Here is a 20,964-nt window from a genome sequence, read left to right on the forward strand (position 1 = left end):
TTTAAAAGGAGGGGATGATATGGCAGCAAAGCAGTTAATATTTGGAGATGGAGCAAGGCAAGCAGTTTTAAGAGGAATAACAATTTTAACTGATGCAGTTAAAGCAACTTTAGGTCCAAGAGGAAGGAATGTTGTTATTGAGAGAAAATTTGGTTCTCCTAATGTTACAAAAGACGGTGTAACAGTAGCAAAAGAGATAGACCTTAAAGATCCCTTTGAAAATATGGGAGCTCAACTTGTTCGTGAAGTAGCATCAAAAACTTCAGATGTAGCAGGAGATGGAACAACCACTGCAACAGTATTAGCCTATGCAATTTATAAAGAAGGACTTAAATATGTCTCTGCTGGTGCAAATTCAATGGATCTTAAAAGAGGTATTGATAAAGCTGTTGAAGCAGTTGTAGAAGAATTAAAGAAGATATCAAAACCTGTTGTAGACAAAAAAGAGATTGCTCAGGTTGGAACAATTTCTGCCAATAATGATTCCTCCATCGGTGAACTTATAGCTGAGGCAATGGATAAAGTAGGTAAAGATGGAGTTATTACTGTTGAAGAGGCAAAGGGCATGGCAACAACCCTTGATATAGTTGAAGGAATGCAGTTTGATCGCGGATATATCTCTCCCTATTTTATAACTGACCCCGAAAGACTTGAATGCATCCTTGAAGATGCCTTTGTTTTAATCCATGATAAAAAGATTTCAAGCATGAAAGATCTTCTCTCCATTCTTGAACAGATTGCAAGAATGGGAAGGCCTCTATTAATAATTGCAGAAGATGTTGAAGGCGAGGCTCTTGCCACATTGGTTGTAAACAAACTAAGAGGAGTCTTACAGGTATGTGCAGTAAAAGCTCCAGGATTTGGTGAGAGAAGAAAGGCAATGCTTGAAGACATTGCTATTCTCACAGGAGGAACAGTTATCTCAGAAGATATAGGTCTCAAACTTGAGAATGTAAAGATTGAAGATCTTGGAAGAGCAAAGAAAATTATAGTTGACAAAGACAATACAACTATTGTTGAAGGAGCCGGAGACCCACAAAAGATTCAGGCAAGAATCAAGCAAATTAAAGTCCAGATTGATGAAACCACATCTGATTATGACCGTGAAAAGCTTCAGGAACGTCTTGCTAAACTTGCAGGTGGTGTGGCAAGAATAAATGTCGGTGCAGCCACAGAATCTGAGATGAAAGAAAAGAAGGCAAGAGTTGAGGACGCACTAAATGCTACAAGAGCAGCTGTTGAAGAAGGAATTGTTCCTGGTGGCGGTGTAGCACTTCTTAGATGTCAAAAAGCTTTAAAGAATCTCAAGCTTGAAAATCATGATCAGCAATTAGGAGTTGAGATAGTCAAAAAAGCTCTTGAAGAGCCTATCAAACAGATTATTGCTAATGCAGGAGTGGAAGCAACTCTGATTGTTGAAAAGGTAAAAGAAAACAAGAATATCAATTACGGATACGATGCCTATGCAGAAAAATTTGTTGATATGATGGAAGCTGGTATTATTGATCCAACAAAGGTTACAAGAACAGCTCTTCAGAATGCTGCTTCTGTAGCAGGATTAATGCTTACCACCGAAGTATTGGTTGCTGAAATTCCAGAAGAAGAAAAGAAACCTCCTATGCCATCACCTGATATGTATTAACAGAAAGATTTATTAAACATTATTCGGGGCAGAGTTCTGACTCTGCCCTTTTTTTATGTTATGATATATTAAAGTGTAAAAAATTTTTTGAGGAGGGCAGATGAAAGTTATACTCAAAGAAGATATTCCAAATTTAGGTAAAGCAGGTCAGATTGTCAATGTAAAAGATGGATATGCAAGAAATTTTCTTTTTCCAAAGGGACTTGCCCTTTTAGCTGATGAAAAAAATATGAAACTTCTTGAATATCAGAGGAAAAAAATTGAAGAAGAAGCAAAGAAAAAAAGACAGGATGCTCAAAGTATTGCTGAAAGATTATCTCAGGTCAATCTAAAAATTTCAGCAAAGGCTGGAGAAGATCAAAAACTTTTTGGCTCAATAACATCAAAAGATATAGCAGTTGCCCTTGAAAAGGAAGGATTTGCTATTGATAAAAAACAAATCACTGTTTTAGAGCCAATTAAAAGAATTGGTGAATATGAAGTTGAAGTCAGATTCCACGAAAATATTACAGCCAAAGTTAAAGTAACCATAATTCCAGAGTAATGGCTTATTTAAGAAACATAGAAAGCGCTGTTGACAGACTTCCTCCCCAGAGTCTTGAAGCTGAACAGGCTGTCTTAGGTGCTATCATACTTGAAGGAGAATCAATTACAAAGGCAATAGAGATTTTATCTCCCGATGATTTCTATAGAGAAGCTCATCGAAAGATTTATCTTGCTATGCTTGAACTTTTCGATAAAAATGAACCAATAGACCTCATTACTATAACTGAACATTTAAAGGACAAAGGTGAACTTGAAGAAGTTGGAGGATTATCATATTTAAGTACTCTTGCCACTGTTGTTCCAACTTCTGCTAATATTCGATATCATGCAAAATTAGTTAGAGAAAAGGCTCTTCTTAGATCACTTATAAGAGCATGTACAGAAATTGCTACAAAAATTTATGAAGAACCAGAAGATGCTGAAGAAATGATTGATTATGCAGAAAAATTAATTTTTGAAATTTCTGAAAAACGGACTAATACAAATTTTTATCAAATGAAGGATGTGGTCAAACAAACTTTCAAGATAATTGAAAGTATGTACGAGCGAAAAGCTGTAATTACCGGTGTTCCTTCAGGATTCAAAGATTTAGATGAATTAACATCAGGATTTCAACCTGGGGATTTAATAATTATTGGTGGAAGACCTGGAATGGGTAAAACAGCTTTTTCTCTTAATATAGCTCAGCATGTAGGTGTTGAACTTGGAGAACCTGTTGCTTTTTTTAGTCTTGAGATGTCTAAAGAACAGATTGCTATGAGACTTTTAAGTTCCCTTGCAATGGTTAATGCTTCTGCTTTGAGAAAAGGATTCATTAGCAAAAGAGATTGGGAAAGACTTACTGATTATGCTGTTAGACTTAGTGAAGCTCCAATATATATTGATGATTCTTCCCAAATGAGTGTTCTTGAAATACGAGCAAAGGCAAGAAGATTAAAAATGGAAAAAGGAAAACTAAGTCTTATCATAATAGACTATTTACAGTTGATGAGAAGTCGAACAGCCTATGACAGAAGAGAACAGGAGATATCAGAAATTTCTCGTTCTTTAAAAGCAATGGCAAAGGAACTCAAAGTGCCTGTGATTGCATTAAGTCAGCTAAATCGCTCTGTAGAAAAAACTACCGATAGAAGACCTACTCTTGCAAATCTTAGAGAATCAGGAGCAATTGAACAGGATGCTGATGTTATAATTTTCCTTTACAGAGACGAAGTATACAACAAGAAAAATCCTGCAAACAAAGGTAAAGCAGAGGTAATAGTAGCAAAACAAAGGAATGGTCCCACTGATACTGTTTATCTCACATTCTTGAGTGATTATACACGATTCCTTGATTTTACAGATAAATATATGGGTACAGAAACAGAAGAGGAAGTTTAAAATGTATACAAGAAAACCAGCAGTAGCTGGATATTTTTATCCAGCCAATCCAACAGAACTTCTTTATGAATTAGAAGAATACATGTCAACAAGCGGAAATCTAAATGCCTATGGTGCAATCTGTCCCCATGCTGGCTATGTCTATTCAGGACATGTAGCTGGTGCTGTATATACCAAGATTAAACCAAAGGAGATATATATTCTTTTAGGACCAAATCATACTGGTTATGGCAGTGATATATCAATAATGACTGAAGGAGAATGGGAAATTCCTCTTGGAAAAATAAAAATTCATACTGAATTGGCAAAAAAAATCGTAGAGAATAATGATTATGCCAAAGAAGACATCCAGGCTCATATTTATGAGCATTCCATTGAAGTACAACTTCCTTTTATCTATAAAACTAATCCAGATGCTAAAATAATCCCAATTGCCATTAAAATGGTTAATCTAAAGTCTTGTATATCTCTTGCAAAAACTATTTTTGAGTCTATTCAAGACCTTAAACTAAATGAAAAAGTAATTTTAATCTCAAGCACAGATATGAGTCATTATTTACCTGATGATCTTGCAAGAAAGGTTGATGCCTTAGCAATTGAAAAAATAAAAAATTTTGATCCAGAGGGACTTTATAATACTGTCTTAGAAAATAAAATCTCTATGTGCGGTTTTCTACCAACAGTCACAATGCTTTATGCTACTAAGTTATTAGGAGCCAAAGAGGTTCAAATAGTAAAATATGCTACCTCTGCCGAAGTAAGCAGAGATTATGATAGAGTTGTAGGATATTTAGGTGCCCTCGTATTATAAAATTCCTCTTACAGGAGTAATACTCGCAGGTGGAAAGTCCTCAAGGATGAAAGTAACTAAATGTTTGATTTCTTTGAATGATAAAAGGTTAATTGACATTCTTACCTCAAAAATAAGGGATATATTTGAAGAAATTTATATTGTCACTAATTTTCCAGATTTATATTTTTATACTGGCATTTCTCTTCTTGGAGATATATATCCCTTTAAAGGCCCGATGGCAGGAATTCATGTGGCTTTAAGTAATGCAAAATATGACGTGTTTGCTTTTGCCTGTGATATGCCTTTTGTTAAAAAAGAAGTTATTTACGAACTTTTTGAAAGACATAGAACTCAAAAAAGTATTATAACGGTTCCATTATATCAGAGTAAAATTTATCCTTTACCTGGGATTTATTCAAAAAAACTTTTAGATGAAATAGAATATCTTCTTAAACAAGACAAACTAAGCATGATAAAACTTCTTCATGACAATCATGCTCAGTTAATTGATGTTGCAAATTTTGATGAAGAAGGGTTATCTTTTATTAATATAAACACAGAGGAAGATTTAAAAATTTTCACAAAGGGAGGCATAAAATGTTTGGCTTAGGAACACAGGAGTTACTTATAATTCTTGTAATCGTGATAGTTCTTTTTGGTGCCACAAGACTTCCACAAATAGGAAAAGGAATTGGAGAAGCCATAAAAAACTTCAAAAAAGCAACAAGCGAAAAAGACGAGATTGATGTAACACCAAAGAAGGATGAAGAGAAAAAGTAAATGTGAGCAGATTTCTTCAGGCAGAGATAGACTTAAAGGCATTAATTAATAATTTCCAAGAAATAAAAACTCTTGTTAAAAGAGTAAACTCAAACATAAAAATCATCGCTATTGTTAAAGCTGATGCCTACGGACATGGAGCAGTAGAAATTTCAAAGGCTCTTGAAAATCAACATGTAGATTTCTTAGGAGTTGCTTTTTTTGAAGAAGCCCTAATTCTAAGAGAATCCGGTATTAAATCTTTAATTCTTTTACTTTTTGATAGAGAAGTTGAAGGAGTATTTAAACACAATCTAATACCTGTCATATTCGATATAGAATATGCAAAGGAATTATCCAGAGAAGCACAAAGAAGAAACACTATACTACCAGTCCATATAAAGGTTGAAACAGGCATGGGAAGGCTTGGAATCCATGACAATATTACTGATAAAATTAAAGAAATTGCCAAAATGCCAAATTTAAGGATAGAAGGAATAATGAGTCATCTTTCACAGGCAGAAGATTTTCAGTGGACAATGAAACAGGTAAATAAATTAAAGGAAATAAAAGAGAATTTAAAGGATTTAAAGATTAATCCCCTTTTTCATATATCAAACTCTGCAGGGCTTTATTATACTGATGCTATTTTCGATGCTATCAGACCAGGAATAATGCTTTATGGTTATAATACAAAAAATAATAATGATAAAGGTCTTTCAGAAAATGCTCTTAATTTAACTCCTTGTATGACTGTAAAAACTAAGATTCTTGACATAAGAAAATTACCCAAAGGAACACCAATAAGTTACGGAAAAACTTTTATAACTAAAAGAGAAAGCCTTATTGGAGTAGTTCCAATTGGATATGCCGATGGATATTTTAGAATTTTAAGTAATAAAGCAAAGATGATTGTTAAAGGTAAAAGGGCTAATGTTGTTGGTACAGTTTGTATGGATTTAACTATGATTGATCTCACAGAGATTCCTGATGTTTCTGTGGGAGATGAAGTAATAATCCTTGGATTTTCAGGCAATGAGAAAATTACAGCATGGGATATTGCTAATTGGGCAAATACAATTCCCTATGAAGTTTTGACTTCCTTAGGAAGTAAAGCAAAAAGAAAATACAAAAATAATGGAGGGTACAAATAATGCTTACAGAGAGAACTAAAAAAATTAAACCTTCGCCAACTCTTGCAGTTGACTCAAAAGCAAAGGAAATGAAAGCCAAGGGATTTGATGTGGTAAATTTCGGTGTTGGAGAGCCAGATTTTGATACACCAGAACACATTAAAGAGGCTGCAATAAAGGCAATCAAAGATGGATTTACAAAATATACTCCTGTTGGTGGAATTGATGAACTAAAAGAAGCAATAATTGAAAAACTTGAAAAAGACAATAAAATAAAATATAAAAAAGAAAACATTTTGGTATCCTGCGGAGCCAAACATTCTCTTTATAACATTGCTCAGGCACTTTTTGGTCCAGGCGATGAAGTAATTATACCAGCACCTTATTGGGTATCTTATCCAGACCAGGTTTTACTTAATGATGCTACGCCAGTAATTTTAGAAACCTATGAAGAGGACAATTTTATGATTCGTCCAGAATTATTAAAGGAAAAAATTACAAAGAAAACAAAAGCAATAATTATAAACTCTCCATCCAATCCTACAGGTTTTATTTATAATGAAAAAGTCCTTCAAGAAATAGTAGAGATAGTCTTGAAAAATAATATCTACATAATTTCAGATGAAATATATGAAAAATTAATATATGATGGGATGAGGCATATAAGTATAGCTTCATTTAGTGAAGAGATTAAGGAAAGAACAATTGTAGTAAATGGATTAAGTAAATCCCACTCAATGACTGGTTGGCGAATAGGATATGCAGCAGGACCAACAGATATTATAAAGGCTATGACAAATATACAAAGTCAGTCAACATCAAATCCCACTTCAATAGCTCAGAAAGCAGCGGTAGCGGCATTAAAAGGTCCCCAGAAATGTGTAGAAGAAATGAGAAAAGAGTTTGAAAAAAGAAGGAATTATCTTGTAAATGAATTAAACAATATCCCTGGTATATCCTGTAAAATGCCACAGGGAGCTTTCTATGTTTTTCCTAATGTGAAACAAATTTTAGGTAAAAAGGCAGGCTCAATGGAGATTAACTCTTCTATGGATTTAAGTATTTATCTTCTTGAAAAAGCACAGGTTGCTTTGGTTCCTGGTTCTGCCTTTGGTGCTGAGGGATACATAAGAATATCATATGCAACCAGTATGGAAAATCTTTCAAAGGGTATAGAAAGAATTCGCAATGCCTTAGAAGGTCTTCAATGACAGAATTTAAATTTGGATACGTTGCCTTAATTGGAAAGCCTAATGTGGGAAAATCCACACTTCTCAATACTATTTTAGGAGAAAAAATTTCCATTGTAACTGAAAAGCCTCAGACTACCCGTAATAAAATTATGGGAATAAAAACACTTCCTAATGCTCAAATAGTATTTGTTGACACTCCAGGTATTCATAAACCAAGACATAAACTTGGTGAGTTTATGGTTAAACAATCCTATGAAGCAATTGATATGGTAGATATAATTGTTTTAATGGTTGACCCAGAAAATCCCAAAGAAGCTGATTTATCGATTATAGAAATATTAAAGAAAGTCAAAATTCCTGTAATTTTAGCAATTAATAAAATAGATACGGTTGCCAAAAAGAGCCTTCTTCCATTAATTGCTCTTTATAAAGATATTTTTCCTTTTAAAGAAATAATTCCGATTTCTGCTCTTAAATCCGATGGAGTAGAAAAGCTAATTGAAAGAATTATTTTTTATTTACCTCAGGGTAATAAACTTTATCCTGAAGATATGATAACAGACCAAGCAGAAAGATTTATTGTAGCCGAGTTTATTAGAGAGAAGATTATGAAATATACTGAAGATGAGATTCCCTATTCTGTAGCTGTAGATATTGAAAGATGGGAAGAGTCTGATAAAATTCTCACAATAGGAGCAAATATTTATGTTGAAAGGGAAGGACAAAAAATTATTATAATAGGAAAAAAGGGCGAGAGATTAAAGAAAATTGCAACAGAGGCAAGGCTTGATATTGAAAAAATTTTAGGTATAAGAGTTTTTCTTGAGGTATGGGTAAAGGTAAGAAAAAAATGGAGACAAAAAGACATATTATTAAAATCTTTGGGGTATTAAAATGTTAATAGAAATGAAAGTAGAGGGATTACTTTTTGACCCAAGAAGTGGAATGTATATTCTTTTATTGCAGCAAGTTGATGGCGATGAAACTCTTCCAATATGGATTGGCAAACCAGAAGCAGACTCCATTGCCTTAGCTTTGGGAAAAGTTATAACTCCAAGACCTTTGACTCATGATTTAATAAAAAATATTTTAGATGAGCTTGAAGTCCGTATTACAAAAATTGTTATAACTGATTTAATTGACAATACTTATTATGCTTTAATTTATGTCCATGATGGTATTAGAGAAAAAACAATTGATTCACGTCCTTCTGACGCTGTAGCTGTAGCATTAAGAGTTCAAGCTCCTATATTTGTCGAGGAAGGTATTTTTGAACTAAGAAAAGCCGATGAACTTGAAGAATGGCTCAAAAATTTAAAACCTGAAGACTTTGGCAATATTCAGTAATGGATGATTTACTCATCTGAAGCAATAGTTCTTAAAAATTATGCATATGGAGAAGCGGATTCAATAGTTACTTATTTTACAAAAGATTTTGGATTAATCAACCTTTTTGCTAAAAGTCCTCGTAAAATAAAAAGCAAATTTGGTAGTTCCCTTGAACCACTAACCTATTCAAGAATTTCATTTATTGGAAGAGAAGATAAACTTCAGAAAATAATTCAATCAGACATAATAGAACCCTTTCAGATAATAAGAGAAAATTACAAATTATTTTTAAAAATATCAGAAGTTTTGAGATTACTTTTACAATTTCTTCCTAAGAGAGAGCCAAATAATCAACTTTTCTATCTTTTTTTAGATACTCTTTTTTATCTAAAGGAAAAAAATAACCATGACAGTCACATTATTTTTTTAAAATTAAAATTATTAAGCCTTTTAGGTTATCTCCCTGATTTTAAAAATTGTGGACTCTGTAGAGATAGATTGAATGGAGATATTTATTATTCACAGGGTTTTGTAATTTGTAAAAATTGCTTTTTAAATAATTTACCATCAAATAATACAGCAATTAAATCATTATCCCAGGGGCTTGTAAAAATTCTCAATGAAATGTCAAAATGGAAATTTCAATATTTAGAAAGAGTTAAGCTTTCTGTAAGATTGTTACTTGAAATAGAGAATTTTTTATCTTATCATCTTTCAAACACTATTAAGTTATAATAGGATAAAACCATTATTTCAGGGATTAAAAATAGATTCTAAGTTATTTCAGTATGTATAAAAATTTAGGAGGCGACTATGAATCAGCAAAAACCAATGTGCGTTATATGTGCATGGAGGGCAACCTGTCAAAAACAGTTTTCCCTTAAGGCAGGGCAGAAATGCCCAGATTTTGTTAAAGATGTTACTATAAAAATTGAAGAAGAAAAAGAAGAAGAAAATAACGAAGATAAAAGGGAAAAGTAAAAATTTTCAAATTTTTATGGAGGGCATTTACTACAGATAGATGCAAAAAGGGAAGTTGAAAGATATCTATCTCCTCTGTCAGGTAGAATAACTACTATAACTCCGCTTCGGAGTTCACTTGCTTTTTTCAATGCTGCATGCATTGCGGCACCAGAAGACATTCCGACAAATACTCCTTCTTTTAGGGCTAATTTTCTTGTTGTGTCAAAGGCTTCTTCATCGTTTACATAAATTTTCTCATCTAATTTTGAAGGATCAAAAATTTTTGGAACGATTGATTCTGACATATTTTTTAATCCTTGAATCCTGTGCCCTGGGACTGGTTCAACTCCAATTATTTGAATATTACTGTTGAATTCTTTTAGTCTCTTGCTTACTCCCATAAGAGTTCCTGTTGTTCCCATTCCAGCAACAAAATGGGTAATTTCTCCTTTAGTTTGTTCAATAACTTCTTTCCCAGTTGTTTCATAATGGGCTCTTACATTAGCCTCGTTATCAAACTGATTTGGCATAAAATAACGTTCTGGTTCTTCTTCATAAATCTGATGGGCAAGCCTGATTGCTCCGTCTGTACTTTCTTCTGAAGGAGTAAGAATTAATTCTGCACTAAGAGCTTCAAGTACTCTTCTTCTTTCAACACTTACACATTTTGGCATAACCAGTTTTATTCTATATCCCTTTGCAGCTGCAATCATTGCAAGTCCTATTCCTGTATTTCCAGAGGTTGGCTCAAGTATTATTTTATCTTTTGTTAGTAGTCCTTTTTCTTCGGCTTCCTTTATTAGATAAAGAGCTGTTCTGTCTTTTACAGAACCACCAGGATTTGCACCCTCAAATTTTCCATATATTATGACTTTTGGGTTTGGATTAATTTTATCCAGCCTTATTAATGGTGTATTTCCTATAATATCTATAACGCCCATAAGTTAAATTATATCACAGATTTTTAAATTTTTTCCTTACTTGTTGGATTTGCCCACAACTAAATTTCCCTTCTGGACATTTACCAGACAAACAGGCAGGACCTGCATTTTTAAACAGTCTCGGGGCTATTGTTTTAACAATCTTCAGCATTTCAGTGGCAAGTTCTCTTATTTCCCATTGAGCACGATTACAACAACGCACTCTAAAGAAGTGAAGCAATTCTCTTGCATTCATTGTTACAACTATTTTTGTTTCTGCTGCATTTGGCAATACAAATCTTGCATCCTGTCGTGCCTTCTCTCCCTTTAATCCTTGAGATTCGAGTTTTTGTAAAATTTTACAGTAATAGTCATGAGCAGATTTCATTGCTTCAAGGAAAAGTTCTTTTATTTGCTCATTTTCTTTTATTGAAGTCGGAATTATGAAATCAAATCCTTTTTCTTCACTTACATATCTTTGTGATTGCTGACTGTAGGAGGCAATTCGGTGTCTTACAAGTTGATGAGAACAGGCTCGAGAAATTCCTTCAATGGCAAAACTAAAAGATACATGTTCAAAGGGGCTTAAATGTCCGCTCTCTCTTAAAAGATTAATTAAATTTTCCTTTTCTTCTTCTGTTAATTTTTCCTTTAATTTTTCAACTCCTACAGGACTATAACAAAGTCTTGCAGACAAAGCAACAACTTCCTCAGGTGATGGAGTATATGTAAGAATTGATACTTTCAGGGATGCTTCTTTCATAAGAGTCCTTTTGTAGAGGGAAGATTTTCTCCGATAATTTTGCTTGCTTCATTTAATGCCTTCGCAAAGGCTTTAAAGATTGCTTCGATAACATGATGTAAATCTTTCCCATATGGTACATTAACATGCAAAGTGATTTTTGCATTATTTACAACTGCTCTGAAAAACTCTTCAAAAAGATTTATATCAACATCTTTTATATAGCCTTCGAAGGGTACATTATAAACAAGAAAGGCTCTGCCTCCAAGGTCTAAGGAAACTTGAGCTAATGCTTCATCCATTGGTATAGATGCAAAACTATATCTTTTTACTCCTTTTCTTTCTCCTAAGGCTTTATCAATGCATTTACCTAAAACAATACCTAAATCCTCAATTAGATGATGAAAATCTACATGGATGTCACCTTTTGCTTCAATTTTTATATCAAATCCGCCATGGAAGGCAAAAAGCTCAAACATATGGTCTAAAAAGCCTATAGATGTAGCTACATCATTTTTGCCTGTGCCATCTAAATTGAAATCAATTTTAATATCTGTTTCTTTTGTTTTTCTGCTTAGAGAAGCCCTTCTCATAATGTTTCCTCTAATATTTTTCTCAAAGTCTTTAAAAATTCATCATTTTCATCTTTTGTTCCAACAGTTACTCTAATTGCATTTTTTATAGTTGAAGAGAGTTCCCTTACTAAGATGCCCTCATTAATAAGTTTTTTATATACATCTTTGCTATTTTTAATCTGAAGTAGAATAAAGTTTGCTTCCGATGGATAAACTTTCACTCCCTTTATTTTTAAAAGTTCTCTGTAAAGTCTATCTCTCTCTTTAACTATTTGGGATATGAATTTATTTACTTGAGAATAAAATTTATTTAGTGCTTCAGTTGCAACATATTGAGTAATTGAGTCAAGATTATAGGGAAGTCTTACTTTTACTATCTCACGTAAAAATTGTTCATCACCTATTAAATATCCCACTCTTAATCCAGCAAATCCGATTTTACTTAATGTTCTAAGTATAAGTAAGTTATCATAATCTTTTAAAAAGGTTAAAAAACCTTTATTACTTGAAAATGGCTGATAGGCTTCATCAATTACAACAATTGATGAATGTTTTTTAGCAAGTTCTATAATTTTTAAAATTTTATCAGTGGAAAAAGTATTACCTGTCGGATTATTTGGTGAACTTAGAAAAATTAATCGAGGTTTTTTAAGTTTTATAATTTTTAAGATTTCCTCTTCCTTTATATCAAAATTTTTATCAAGTTTAGATTCAAACTGTTCAACTCCAACAGATTGAGCAATTATTTTGTACATTGCAAAAGTAGGCACAGGATAAAGAACAGGTCCGCCAAATGTGAGAATTAAATAATAGATTAATTCATCAGAACCATTGCCTACAATGAGCTTTTTATAATTAAGTTTAATTTTTTTACTAAGAGCCTTTCTTAAAGCAAGAGCCTCTGGATCAGGATATCTATTCAAAGGGATATTTATCTCTGAAATAAAATCGGATAATTTAACTGGAAAAGGTGATTCATTAGCATCAAGCTTTATTTTACAAGGAATTTCTTTAGCTTGATAGGGAATTAGTTTCTGGATATTTTTTCTTACAAGGCAGTAAGGTTTAATTTTATTCATAGATTTTTATGATAATTGGTTATGCCATTATTGTCAAGCTTTAGGTCGCAATCCCTTTTAAATGAGGTCAAGTTTCCTACGAAAAAGAAACCTACGCATACATAGGCGATGATATGTCGCAATCCCTTTTAAATGAGGTCAAGTTTCCTACTTTCAAGTAAATCCAGTAAATCAGATAAAACTAAGCCAAGTCGCAATCCCTTTTAAATGAGGTCAAGTTTCCTACAAATTCCCACTTGTCAAGTTTTGAACGGATGGGAAGGTCGCAATCCCTTTTAAATGAGGTCAAGTTTCCTACATATATTCAAATTTGTGAGGTGGAGGTTCATTTAAGGGGGCAGTCGCAATCCCTTTTAAATGAGGTCAAGTTTCCTACCTATGAAAATGCAGGAAAACTTTCACGAAGCTTGGAGTCGCAATCCCTTTTAAATGAGGTCAAGTTTCCTACTGTTTTTATATTCAGGCATGTTATTTTCTACGTCGCAATCCCTTTTAAATGAGGTCAAGTTTCCTACTTAACGAAATAATGACGGCGGGAGATTCCTCTCGCCGTCGCAATCCCTTTTAAATGAGGTCAAGTTTCCTACTGTTTTTATATTCAGGCATGTTATTTTCTACGTCGCAATCCCTTTTAAATGAGGTCAAGTTTCCTACAAAAAGAGGAAAAAAATGAGAGAAATTCTGATTTATAGTCGCAATCCCTTTTAAATGAGGTCAAGTTTCCTACTCAATTCTTTCTCCTTTCAATCCGTTAGTTTGTTTAGGTCGCAATCCCTTTTAAATGAGGTCAAGTTTCCTACTTTGAAGACTGGCAAACAGTAGGGAGGTTCTACGGGTCGCAATCCCTTTTAAATGAGGTCAAGTTTCCTACCAAGACTCTGAAAGATTACATGGAAGAAATTGAGAGTCGCAATCCCTTTTAAATGAGGTCAAGTTTCCTACAAAGGCTTTGATGCTGTTTAAAAACAGTATTAAAACCCTGAAGTCGCAATCCCTTTTAAATGAGGTCAAGTTTCCTACAAGTTAATTGTGGTTGTGGTGCTTTTGGTAGCAGCGGGTCGCAATCCCTTTTAAATGAGGTCAAGTTTCCTACGTAAGATGAAAAGGAAGATTTGTCCTTTGATGTCTTGTCGCAATCCCTTTTAAATGAGGTCAAGTTTCCTACTCCTCATTGAGCAGCTTGCAACGGCTCAGGATATTCTTGCAGTCGCAATCCCTTTTAAATGAGGTCAAGTTTCCTACATATGGAAGTAAAAGGGAAATCATTTACTCTCCCTGACGGTCGCAATCCCTTTTAAATGAGGTCAAGTTTCCTACTAGTAGTAGAACGAGAACTTTTGGAGGAATACGACGTCGCAATCCCTTTTAAATGAGGTCAAGTTTCCTACAAAACGGTAGAAGAGCCAGAAGTCTAAAGGTTTATGTGTCGCAATCCCTTTTAAATGAGGTCAAGTTTCCTACTTTAGATGAATTAGAATACAGGTTAAGGCTTATTAAGCGTCGCAATCCCTTTTAAATGAGGTCAAGTTTCCTACTCTATTGAAGAATGGGGATACTATTTGTTATGACTGGTCGCAATCCCTTTTAAATGAGGTCAAGTTTCCTACCTACCAAGAGATAGCATTGCCAATTTAGGATTAAAAAGTCGCAATCCCTTTTAAATGAGGTCAAGTTTCCTACAGATTTTTCCTGCCGTCAAAATCTTGACGGCAAGCAGTCGCAATCCCTTTTAAATGAGGTCAAGTTTCCTACACTTCGCAAGGTACGGTTTCTATAGGGGAAACTGGTCGCAATCCCTTTTAAATGAGGTCAAGTTTCCTACGGAACAGTGCAGATTGGAAATACTCTCTACCATGTCCCGTAGGAAGTCGCAATCCCTTTTAAATGAGGTCAAGTTTCCTACATATAATCATGATAATAAAAAAATTTTTGGAGGTGCAGTCGCAATCCCTTTTAAATGAGGTCAAGTTTCCTACCTACCAAGAGATAGCATTGCCAATTTAGGATTAAAAAGTCGCAATCCCTTTTAAATGAGGTCAAGTTTCCTACAAGAACTCATTGAAAGATTACTGCTACTTATATATAGTCGCAATCCCTTTTAAATGAGGTCAAGTTTCCTACAAAGCAAAAAAACGGTGGAGGATATCCTCCACCGTCAAAGTCGCAATCCCTTTTAAATGAGGTCAAGTTTCCTACCATCCCATGCAAAGGATGTAAGAGAGATTTTAGGTGTAAGTCGCAATCCCTTTTAAATGAGGTCAAGTTTCCTACAGATTGGGACAGCATAAGTGAACTTGTTGGAACAGTAAGTCGCAATCCCTTTTAAATGAGGTCAAGTTTCCTACCAGTTAACTCCAAAAGTGAATTCCTGCTTAACAGTCGCAATCCCTTTTAAATGAGGTCAAGTTTCCTACGTAGAAACAGGAGAAGGAAGATTTGCTATAGGCGGTCGCAATCCCTTTTAAATGAGGTCAAGTTTCCTACGAGAAGAAAAAAAATAAGTAGGAGGCGTAAAAATGAAGTCGCAATCCCTTTTAAATGAGGTCAAGTTTCCTACCGAAAATGAAAGAAATTTTGGTATATAAAGATATGGTCGCAATCCCTTTTAAATGAGGTCAAGTTTCCTACAGACCCCCTCTTTTTTTCTCTTATTTTTCAATGGGTTATAAGGAGGGTTTTGCAAATTTTTCAGGAATTTTTCACTTACGGTTATTCTGTAAACCATTGATATTGCTTGATTTTCTGGCATAAGAAAATCAGCTATTTTCAATGGATTATGAATCATCAATATTCAAAACTTGATAAAATGAGATCCTGCTAAGGAGAAGATTCTTCGCCTTCGGCTCAGAATGACAGAGAAAGGAATCAGAATGACAGAGAAAGGAACCAGAATGACAGAGAAAGGAATCAGAATGACAGAGAAAGGAACCAGAATGGCAGAGAAAGGAATCAGAATGACAGAAAAAGGAGAGCAGAATGACAGAAAAGAAAAATAGAATGACTGAAAGGAAATCAAAATAACAGAAAAGGAATTGAGCATTATCTATAGATTAACCAGAATTGGGCTCTTCGTGCTTTGTGCCTTGAAACAATGTTTCGCCTTGTCAAAGAGCAATTTTTATAATTAAATCAAATTTTTCTTACCAATGTCAACTATAAAAAAACTTCCACTCCTTCAGGAATTCTATCTGCACAGCCTAAAACTGCTACAAGAGAATCCTTAGAAAGTGGATAAATTCTTACATCGTCATATCTTGGATTAATAATTTGTCTTATCTCATTCTTTAATGTTTTAAGTTCCTGCCATGTTAAAATACAGTAAAAAACAGAGTATTGAATATGTAAGCCTTTTCCTTTCATTAACCTATAAATTCGAGCAAGTCTCTTTTCATCAGCTATGTCATAACAGACAAGATAGGATGCTTTCATTTTCTTAAGTCTTTTATGATTTCAAAAAGTTCATCAATTACTGTTTCAACGCTTTGTGTAAAACTTTCTCTTCTTGATTCAAATCTGTCAATTATTTGTTTTACCCCGACTTCGGTAAGTTCTCCATTATGAATTGATGATTTTGATGACTTAAAAAATTTTATTGTTTGAAAATCTGCTTCTGGTTCAAAAATCAAGAATAGGTCAAGTAAAAGTCCAAAATTTACTCTCTTGTGAATTATTCCAAGATGAGGGTCTAATCCAGCTTGAATTATTCTTCCTAAAATTATTGCTCTTAGAAAGTTTTCAATTATGTCCTTTACCATTATCCAGTTTGATTGAGATTCTTCGCTTCGCTCAGAATGACAAAAATGAGAATGATTCATTTGATGTCTCTGACTGAAATTCCTTATCAAAAATTGATAATTCCCTTCACCAATCTCATGAGGAAAACTAAATCCTTTAAACAGTTCTTTGAGAATTTTAAGTTGCATTATTGATCTTCTTGTATAAATCCATTTTTTATATCTTATCATTGTTTCTTGGGATTGTAAAATCAGTCTCTGTTCTTTGTAATGTTTAGGAAGTTTGTGATTGTATGGCAATATCAAAGCTTTCTCTGTATTGTCAGGAGTAATAAAGAGCACAGGGATTTTATTCTCTGCACAAAGAATTATTGAGTTTGCATCAATTCTTATGTTACCAATTATTACAACTTTATCAATTTTGCGCACTGGAATTCTCATGGGTGCTTTATTACGAGATGTTATTAAAAGAGAAGGTCCATCTCTATGCACAGTAACTTTATTTCCTTTTTCAACAAGATAAAGAGGCTTTTTCATCAAGTATCCTCCTTGCAAGGGCTCTAACTGTTTCTCTTAATTTATGTCTTTCTTCCTGAGCCCATTTTTCATAGAGAGGATAAAATTTTTTCCTTCCTGATTTTTTTAAATAAACTCCACCCGAAGACTCATCTTTCATAAAATCTCTTTTTGACAGTTCATTCTGTTTGAAGATTTCATAGACAAATCTATCTACATCAACCCTGAATAATTCAACAATGTCACAGGCAAGCGATTCTCTTCCGTATTCAAATTGATGATAAAAGCCAATTGTAGGGTCAAGTCCTATAAGCTGAATTTCTCTTACTGCTTCGTAATGAAGCATTGTATAACACAGGCTAAGCATAGCATTAACAGGATCTGTCGGTGGTCTTTTTGTTCGTTTTGTAAAACCATAGGATTCAGGATAAAGTTTTGAATAAACTGAAAAATATAAAGCTTGCGATGAACCCTCAATTCCCCTCAAGGAATCAATGGAAGTTGCATCTTTGATTAGGTCTATTTTATTAATTAAGTTTTGTATAGCCTGTTGAGCATCCATTGAAAGAATGGGTTTAATATTAGGTATTTCTCTTAAAAAAGCAATTTGGGATGAAATTTTCCCTTCTACAAACTCTTTTGCCATATTTAAGGCGAATTCATTTGTAGATTTTTCATATTGTTTTACTCTTAATAAACCATTGTTATGCATTTGTCCATAAATTGTTCCAATGTATTTGAGTCTGCCAGTGAAAAATGTGACTGTAACATCGTTTTTCACCAGTTTATGAATTACACTTGTTTCAATGTTTACATTACCTACTATTACAACTCTTTTAAGTGGAGCAATAGGAAGAGTTCCTGTTTTTTTGCCCTTTGAGTAAAAAACAATTGAATTTCCATCTGTTTGTATTTTGATCTCCTTTTGATCTATAAAAACAGTGCCCATTTTAGCCTATGTAAAAGTATTTTGGATCCTTTGGTGGTAATGCAATTCCAAGAGTGTGGACATGGCTATGCCCATCAATTCTGAATATGTGAACTCGGTCTTCATAGGGATTTATCAATCTCTTAAGTTTGCTTGCTATGAATTTCAGTTCATCTCTCATTAAAAAACATTCATAAACTGAACGCTGTCCTCCTGTGCTGTAACCTTTGAGAAATTGTCTTACCCTTGCAAGCCTTCTTTCATCTGTAATGTCATAGGCTATAATGTATAGAATTCTCATTTTTTATTTTATTGTGTTTTTTATTGAAGTTAGAATAAAAACAATATTGCTGAAACATTGCAGTTGCCTTAGGTATTTTGTTTTATTATTTGATAATTTGGTATTTCCCTAAGCCAAAACTTGTGCCTTTGCCAATATGAAAGATTTCACCTGCCCTTAAATAAGGCATAAAGGGAGTTATATCGCCCTCATAGGTAATTTCTCCAATTACACCACCAAGCTTCATTCTGGTTTCCTGCCTTGTTGAATACCTTTCCCAGTCGTACCAGCTAAGGTTAGATGATAGAGTTCTAACATTTTCTGCATGAAATATCATCTCTTTGTATTGTATATCAGGATTCTCAGAGCAATGAAAAAATGATAAAAGAGTTAGTCTTCTTAGAAGATTTCTTATTAATATGTGAAAATCAAGTTCAGAACAGAATTTTCTTTGATATTTTATCCTTACAGGTGTGTAAATTTTTATTTTTAATATATCTTTCTTATCTGAGGGTTTAAATTTTACAGGGAGCTCAAGAACTTGAGATGGTATTTTCTTTAATATTCCTTTTTTATAAATTGTTTGTTCATTAACCTGTACTTTTTGTAATTTGTATTTTCCTCTACCTTTTCCAATTCCTATTTTACCTAATTCTTCAAAAACATATATAAAATAAGGGATATAATCAATGGCTCTTCCGATTAAAATGAGATTAAAAGTAATAGTTTGTCCTACAGGAATTAAATTTTCAGTATTTTCAGGTGGTTCTATTATAAAAGGATGAGGAATTTTTTCATATTTATTCATATTTAAAATTTGAGCCTTTTCATTTGGAATTGTTTCAAATATGTAAACATAAACACAGTTTTCTCTGAGGATACAGTCTTTACATTCAGAAAATCTTAAGGGACATGCTATTTTTTTAAAAACATTTCCAAATCCTCCTCTGAAAGTTGAACCTTTGTAATAGGGCAGATACAATAGTTCAACTGCTTCAAGAGTAAATGTATATTTCTGATAGGGTATTTTCATTTTTAGTATGGTGAGTGATCAAAAATTAAAACATCACCTGTTACTGGACTTCTGTATATTAATTTTAAAGCTTTACCATGAAGTGCATGGGCTACTTTTAGATATAACCATATTGGACCCTGTCCAGTTAGAATAACTTCATTTCCCTCACCTGCAATATTTAATACTTTTTTAACATAGTCTGAAATTTCGTTCAATTTTGCCTGTTCACTGTATAATTCTTCCATATTAACAATGACTTGTCTTGGCAAGACAAATTCCTCCTTTATGAAATTTTAAGTTTCTGCTTTAGAATTTCTTCAAGATTACTTATATTTTCGTATGTTATGATTTCGGTGTTAAACTGTTCAGCTCTGGCTTTTATGGATTGTCTTATTTGTCCATTCTCATCCATTATCTTTTGGGAAGTTGTTACAAAAAAGCTTCTAACCCTTAATCCAAATTCTTTCTGTAAAGCTCCAATTTTGTAAAGACTTTCTTGAGCTAAATTTTTATCTGGACTTAAAGATTTGCATTCTATGAAATAAATAGCATTGTCTTTTGTAAACATAACATCAAACTCATTTTTTGAGCCAGCTATATTTTCTATTTCAATCCCCAAAACAGCGTCATTTATTTCTTTATCTAAAAGTGAATTCACACAATTAAAAACATACTCTTCAAGCCATCCACCGGTTAAAAATTGAATTTCTCTGCGGGTCAATTTTTTTGAAATTTTATCTTCTTTGAGCTCACAACCCAATTGTCTAAAAAATTCCTGATAAATAGAGTCTGATGCAAATTCATATTCAAATTCAAAATTATAAAATTTTTCTGTTCTATATAATGCTAACTTTGAGTATAAATCTTTTAAAAGTGCTTCAAGCTCTTTGTAATTCTCAATTATCAATTTTGTTAAATTTTTTCTTTTTTCTGCTTCTTCCTTTTTTTGTTCAAGTTTTTTTTCATTGATTACTTTTAATGAATAGGCAGTAAGATAATCAACAACACCTAATCGTAGGCTAATAGATTCTGGATGAACATTCTTTTTTATCGGATAAATCTGAATAAACTCATTTTTAGGATAGGGAATGTAAATCATCATGCTTCCATAGTCTCTAAAAATATGAAATACTGATATAGACATTATCTTCGTGCCACAGGTGAGATTCACGGTAAACTGGTCATTCTCTGTAGATTCAATCCATTGAGATATCTTAATCTGACAATCATAGGGAGAATCTTCTTTAACAACTATTTCTGAGAAAGTGGGTTCAATTCCTGCTCTTTTTATTGTATTCAATATTGCCTCTGTTTTATTTTTTCTCTTCATTTCTTCGGTTGTTATAAACAAGATATGTTCAGGTTTAAAATGCATTATTCCAAGGATATTCGGGATTGTCTGGTCAGATACAAGGCATACATGAATGGGTTTCATGG

Annotated in this window: 24 protein-coding genes and 1 CRISPR repeat array; of the genes, 13 read left to right on the forward strand and 11 right to left on the reverse strand. The window is 33.2% G+C overall.

Annotated elements, in window-relative coordinates:
• Positions 1–19: 19 nt before the first annotated feature.
• From groL to QI155_RS01930, 12 genes are all read left to right on the forward strand, one after another.
• Complete coding sequence (gene groL / locus QI155_RS01875) at positions 20–1,642, forward strand: chaperonin GroEL (protein ID WP_281320987.1); 1,623 nt, start codon at positions 20–22, stop codon at positions 1,640–1,642.
• A gap of 100 nt (positions 1,643–1,742) precedes the next feature.
• On the forward strand, positions 1,743–2,186 hold the full coding sequence (gene rplI, locus QI155_RS01880) for a 50S ribosomal protein L9 (protein ID WP_281320988.1): 444 nt from the start codon (positions 1,743–1,745) through the stop codon (positions 2,184–2,186).
• Complete coding sequence (dnaB, locus tag QI155_RS01885; protein WP_068861023.1) at positions 2,186–3,568, forward strand: replicative DNA helicase; 1,383 nt, start codon at positions 2,186–2,188, stop codon at positions 3,566–3,568. The genes rplI and dnaB overlap by 1 nt, the downstream gene beginning before the upstream one ends.
• 1 nt (position 3,569) lies before the next feature.
• Positions 3,570–4,379, forward strand: a complete 810-nt coding sequence (gene amrB, locus QI155_RS01890) for an AmmeMemoRadiSam system protein B (RefSeq protein WP_068861021.1) — start codon at positions 3,570–3,572, stop codon at positions 4,377–4,379.
• The gene (locus QI155_RS01895; protein ID WP_083200128.1) at positions 4,363–4,971 is read left to right on the forward strand and encodes a molybdenum cofactor guanylyltransferase; all 609 of its coding nucleotides are present in this window, start codon (positions 4,363–4,365) and stop codon (positions 4,969–4,971) included. Before amrB ends, QI155_RS01895 begins: the two co-directional genes overlap by 17 nt.
• Complete coding sequence (locus QI155_RS01900; protein ID WP_068861019.1) at positions 4,959–5,141, forward strand: twin-arginine translocase TatA/TatE family subunit; 183 nt, start codon at positions 4,959–4,961, stop codon at positions 5,139–5,141. Before QI155_RS01895 ends, QI155_RS01900 begins: the two co-directional genes overlap by 13 nt.
• Positions 5,142–5,143: 2 nt before the next feature.
• Positions 5,144–6,274 carry an alanine racemase gene (gene alr / locus QI155_RS01905; protein ID WP_068861017.1) on the forward strand — a complete coding sequence of 377 codons (1,131 nt, stop codon included), beginning with the start codon at positions 5,144–5,146 and terminating at the stop codon, positions 6,272–6,274.
• Positions 6,274–7,464, forward strand: coding sequence for a pyridoxal phosphate-dependent aminotransferase (locus QI155_RS01910; RefSeq protein WP_281320989.1), 1,191 nt, complete (start codon positions 6,274–6,276; stop codon positions 7,462–7,464). Before alr ends, QI155_RS01910 begins: the two co-directional genes overlap by 1 nt.
• Positions 7,461–8,339 (forward strand): GTPase Era, encoded by an 879-nt coding sequence (gene era, locus QI155_RS01915; RefSeq protein ID WP_281320990.1) that lies wholly within the window; start codon positions 7,461–7,463, stop codon positions 8,337–8,339. Before QI155_RS01910 ends, era begins: the two co-directional genes overlap by 4 nt.
• Before the next feature lies 1 nt (position 8,340).
• Positions 8,341–8,793 carry a bifunctional nuclease family protein gene (locus tag QI155_RS01920; RefSeq protein ID WP_068861011.1) on the forward strand — a complete coding sequence of 151 codons (453 nt, stop codon included), beginning with the start codon at positions 8,341–8,343 and terminating at the stop codon, positions 8,791–8,793.
• A 3-nt stretch (positions 8,794–8,796) separates the two neighbouring features.
• Positions 8,797–9,510 carry a DNA repair protein RecO gene (recO, locus tag QI155_RS01925; protein ID WP_068861009.1) on the forward strand — a complete coding sequence of 238 codons (714 nt, stop codon included), beginning with the start codon at positions 8,797–8,799 and terminating at the stop codon, positions 9,508–9,510.
• Positions 9,511–9,588: 78 nt separating this feature from the next.
• Positions 9,589–9,756, forward strand: coding sequence for a hypothetical protein (locus tag QI155_RS01930; RefSeq protein WP_143600776.1), 168 nt, complete (start codon positions 9,589–9,591; stop codon positions 9,754–9,756).
• Between the two features lie 14 nt (positions 9,757–9,770).
• Here the strand turns inward: QI155_RS01930 and QI155_RS01935 are convergent, their stop codons facing one another.
• From QI155_RS01935 to hisC, 4 genes are read right to left on the reverse strand one after another with little or no spacing between them, the layout of a single operon-like run.
• Positions 9,771–10,679: a cysteine synthase family protein gene (locus QI155_RS01935; RefSeq protein ID WP_068861007.1), complete on the reverse strand. Its 909-nt coding sequence runs from the start codon at positions 10,677–10,679 to the stop codon at positions 9,771–9,773.
• 13 nt (positions 10,680–10,692) lie between these two features.
• Positions 10,693–11,421 (reverse strand): FAD-dependent thymidylate synthase, encoded by a 729-nt coding sequence (gene thyX / locus QI155_RS01940; protein WP_143600774.1) that lies wholly within the window; start codon positions 11,419–11,421, stop codon positions 10,693–10,695.
• Positions 11,418–11,993 (reverse strand): imidazoleglycerol-phosphate dehydratase HisB, encoded by a 576-nt coding sequence (gene hisB, locus QI155_RS01945; RefSeq protein ID WP_068861005.1) that lies wholly within the window; start codon positions 11,991–11,993, stop codon positions 11,418–11,420. The genes thyX and hisB overlap by 4 nt, the downstream gene beginning before the upstream one ends.
• Positions 11,990–13,054, reverse strand: coding sequence for a histidinol-phosphate transaminase (gene hisC / locus QI155_RS01950; RefSeq protein ID WP_281320991.1), 1,065 nt, complete (start codon positions 13,052–13,054; stop codon positions 11,990–11,992). The genes hisB and hisC overlap by 4 nt, the downstream gene beginning before the upstream one ends.
• 44 nt (positions 13,055–13,098) lie before the next feature.
• Positions 13,099–15,682: direct repeats of the CRISPR family, unit length 36 nt; unit sequence GTCGCAATCCCTTTTAAATGAGGTCAAGTTTCCTAC.
• Positions 15,683–15,924: 242 nt separating this feature from the next.
• Between hisC and QI155_RS01955 the strand changes: the two genes are divergently transcribed.
• The gene (locus QI155_RS01955) at positions 15,925–16,050 is read left to right on the forward strand and encodes a hypothetical protein (RefSeq protein ID WP_256364162.1); all 126 of its coding nucleotides are present in this window, start codon (positions 15,925–15,927) and stop codon (positions 16,048–16,050) included.
• A 157-nt stretch (positions 16,051–16,207) separates the two neighbouring features.
• Here the strand turns inward: QI155_RS01955 and cas2 (QI155_RS01960) are convergent, their stop codons facing one another.
• The 7 genes from cas2 (QI155_RS01960) to QI155_RS01990 form a co-directional block, all read right to left on the reverse strand.
• The gene (gene cas2 / locus QI155_RS01960) at positions 16,208–16,483 is read right to left on the reverse strand and encodes a CRISPR-associated endonuclease Cas2 (RefSeq protein ID WP_068861595.1); all 276 of its coding nucleotides are present in this window, start codon (positions 16,481–16,483) and stop codon (positions 16,208–16,210) included.
• On the reverse strand, positions 16,480–17,325 hold the full coding sequence (locus QI155_RS01965; RefSeq protein ID WP_068861596.1) for a CRISPR-associated endonuclease Cas1: 846 nt from the start codon (positions 17,323–17,325) through the stop codon (positions 16,480–16,482). The genes cas2 (QI155_RS01960) and QI155_RS01965 overlap by 4 nt, the downstream gene beginning before the upstream one ends.
• Positions 17,300–18,253: a CRISPR-associated endonuclease Cas1 gene (gene cas1 / locus QI155_RS01970; protein ID WP_281320992.1), complete on the reverse strand. Its 954-nt coding sequence runs from the start codon at positions 18,251–18,253 to the stop codon at positions 17,300–17,302. The genes QI155_RS01965 and cas1 overlap by 26 nt, the downstream gene beginning before the upstream one ends.
• 1 nt (position 18,254) lies before the next feature.
• Entirely contained in the window at positions 18,255–18,533 is a 279-nt protein-coding gene (gene cas2 / locus QI155_RS01975) for a CRISPR-associated endonuclease Cas2 (RefSeq protein ID WP_068861598.1), read from the reverse strand.
• Positions 18,534–18,618: 85 nt separating this feature from the next.
• A complete protein-coding gene (gene cas6 / locus QI155_RS01980; RefSeq protein ID WP_068861599.1) occupies positions 18,619–19,545 on the reverse strand; it encodes a CRISPR system precrRNA processing endoribonuclease RAMP protein Cas6 in 927 nt (308 codons plus the stop codon).
• Between the two features lie 2 nt (positions 19,546–19,547).
• Positions 19,548–19,796: a CRISPR-associated protein Csx3 gene (locus tag QI155_RS01985; RefSeq protein ID WP_254045505.1), complete on the reverse strand. Its 249-nt coding sequence runs from the start codon at positions 19,794–19,796 to the stop codon at positions 19,548–19,550.
• A gap of 14 nt (positions 19,797–19,810) precedes the next feature.
• Complete coding sequence (locus tag QI155_RS01990; protein ID WP_068861601.1) at positions 19,811–20,962, reverse strand: DUF1887 family CARF protein; 1,152 nt, start codon at positions 20,960–20,962, stop codon at positions 19,811–19,813.
• Positions 20,963–20,964 lie beyond the last annotated feature (2 nt).

This window comes from Thermodesulfovibrio sp. 1176 (assembly GCF_029946585.1).
In the GTDB taxonomy this organism is placed as follows: Bacteria; Nitrospirota; Thermodesulfovibrionia; order Thermodesulfovibrionales; family Thermodesulfovibrionaceae; genus Thermodesulfovibrio.

Coding starts and splice junctions, on each gene's coding strand:
- QI155_RS01900 (WP_068861019.1), top strand. CDS start 4,959: ATGTTTGGCTTAGGAACACAGGAGTTACTTATAATTCTTGTAATCGTG.
- groL (WP_281320987.1), top strand. CDS start 20: ATGGCAGCAAAGCAGTTAATATTTGGAGATGGAGCAAGGCAAGCAGTT.
- QI155_RS01910 (WP_281320989.1), top strand. CDS start 6,274: ATGCTTACAGAGAGAACTAAAAAAATTAAACCTTCGCCAACTCTTGCA.
- cas2 (WP_068861598.1), bottom strand. CDS start 18,533: ATGAGAATTCTATACATTATAGCCTATGACATTACAGATGAAAGAAGG.
- thyX (WP_143600774.1), bottom strand. CDS start 11,421: ATGAAAGAAGCATCCCTGAAAGTATCAATTCTTACATATACTCCATCA.
- cas2 (WP_068861595.1), bottom strand. CDS start 16,483: ATGAAAGCATCCTATCTTGTCTGTTATGACATAGCTGATGAAAAGAGA.
- dnaB (WP_068861023.1), top strand. CDS start 2,186: ATGGCTTATTTAAGAAACATAGAAAGCGCTGTTGACAGACTTCCTCCC.
- era (WP_281320990.1), top strand. CDS start 7,461: ATGACAGAATTTAAATTTGGATACGTTGCCTTAATTGGAAAGCCTAAT.
- amrB (WP_068861021.1), top strand. CDS start 3,570: ATGTATACAAGAAAACCAGCAGTAGCTGGATATTTTTATCCAGCCAAT.
- QI155_RS01935 (WP_068861007.1), bottom strand. CDS start 10,679: ATGGGCGTTATAGATATTATAGGAAATACACCATTAATAAGGCTGGAT.
- rplI (WP_281320988.1), top strand. CDS start 1,743: ATGAAAGTTATACTCAAAGAAGATATTCCAAATTTAGGTAAAGCAGGT.
- QI155_RS01930 (WP_143600776.1), top strand. CDS start 9,589: ATGAATCAGCAAAAACCAATGTGCGTTATATGTGCATGGAGGGCAACC.
- QI155_RS01965 (WP_068861596.1), bottom strand. CDS start 17,325: ATGAAAAAGCCTCTTTATCTTGTTGAAAAAGGAAATAAAGTTACTGTG.
- recO (WP_068861009.1), top strand. CDS start 8,797: ATGATTTACTCATCTGAAGCAATAGTTCTTAAAAATTATGCATATGGA.
- cas1 (WP_281320992.1), bottom strand. CDS start 18,253: ATGGGCACTGTTTTTATAGATCAAAAGGAGATCAAAATACAAACAGAT.
- hisC (WP_281320991.1), bottom strand. CDS start 13,054: ATGAATAAAATTAAACCTTACTGCCTTGTAAGAAAAAATATCCAGAAA.
- cas6 (WP_068861599.1), bottom strand. CDS start 19,545: ATGAAAATACCCTATCAGAAATATACATTTACTCTTGAAGCAGTTGAA.
- QI155_RS01920 (WP_068861011.1), top strand. CDS start 8,341: ATGTTAATAGAAATGAAAGTAGAGGGATTACTTTTTGACCCAAGAAGT.
- QI155_RS01955 (WP_256364162.1), top strand. CDS start 15,925: ATGACAGAGAAAGGAACCAGAATGACAGAGAAAGGAATCAGAATGACA.
- QI155_RS01990 (WP_068861601.1), bottom strand. CDS start 20,962: ATGAAACCCATTCATGTATGCCTTGTATCTGACCAGACAATCCCGAAT.
- hisB (WP_068861005.1), bottom strand. CDS start 11,993: ATGAGAAGGGCTTCTCTAAGCAGAAAAACAAAAGAAACAGATATTAAA.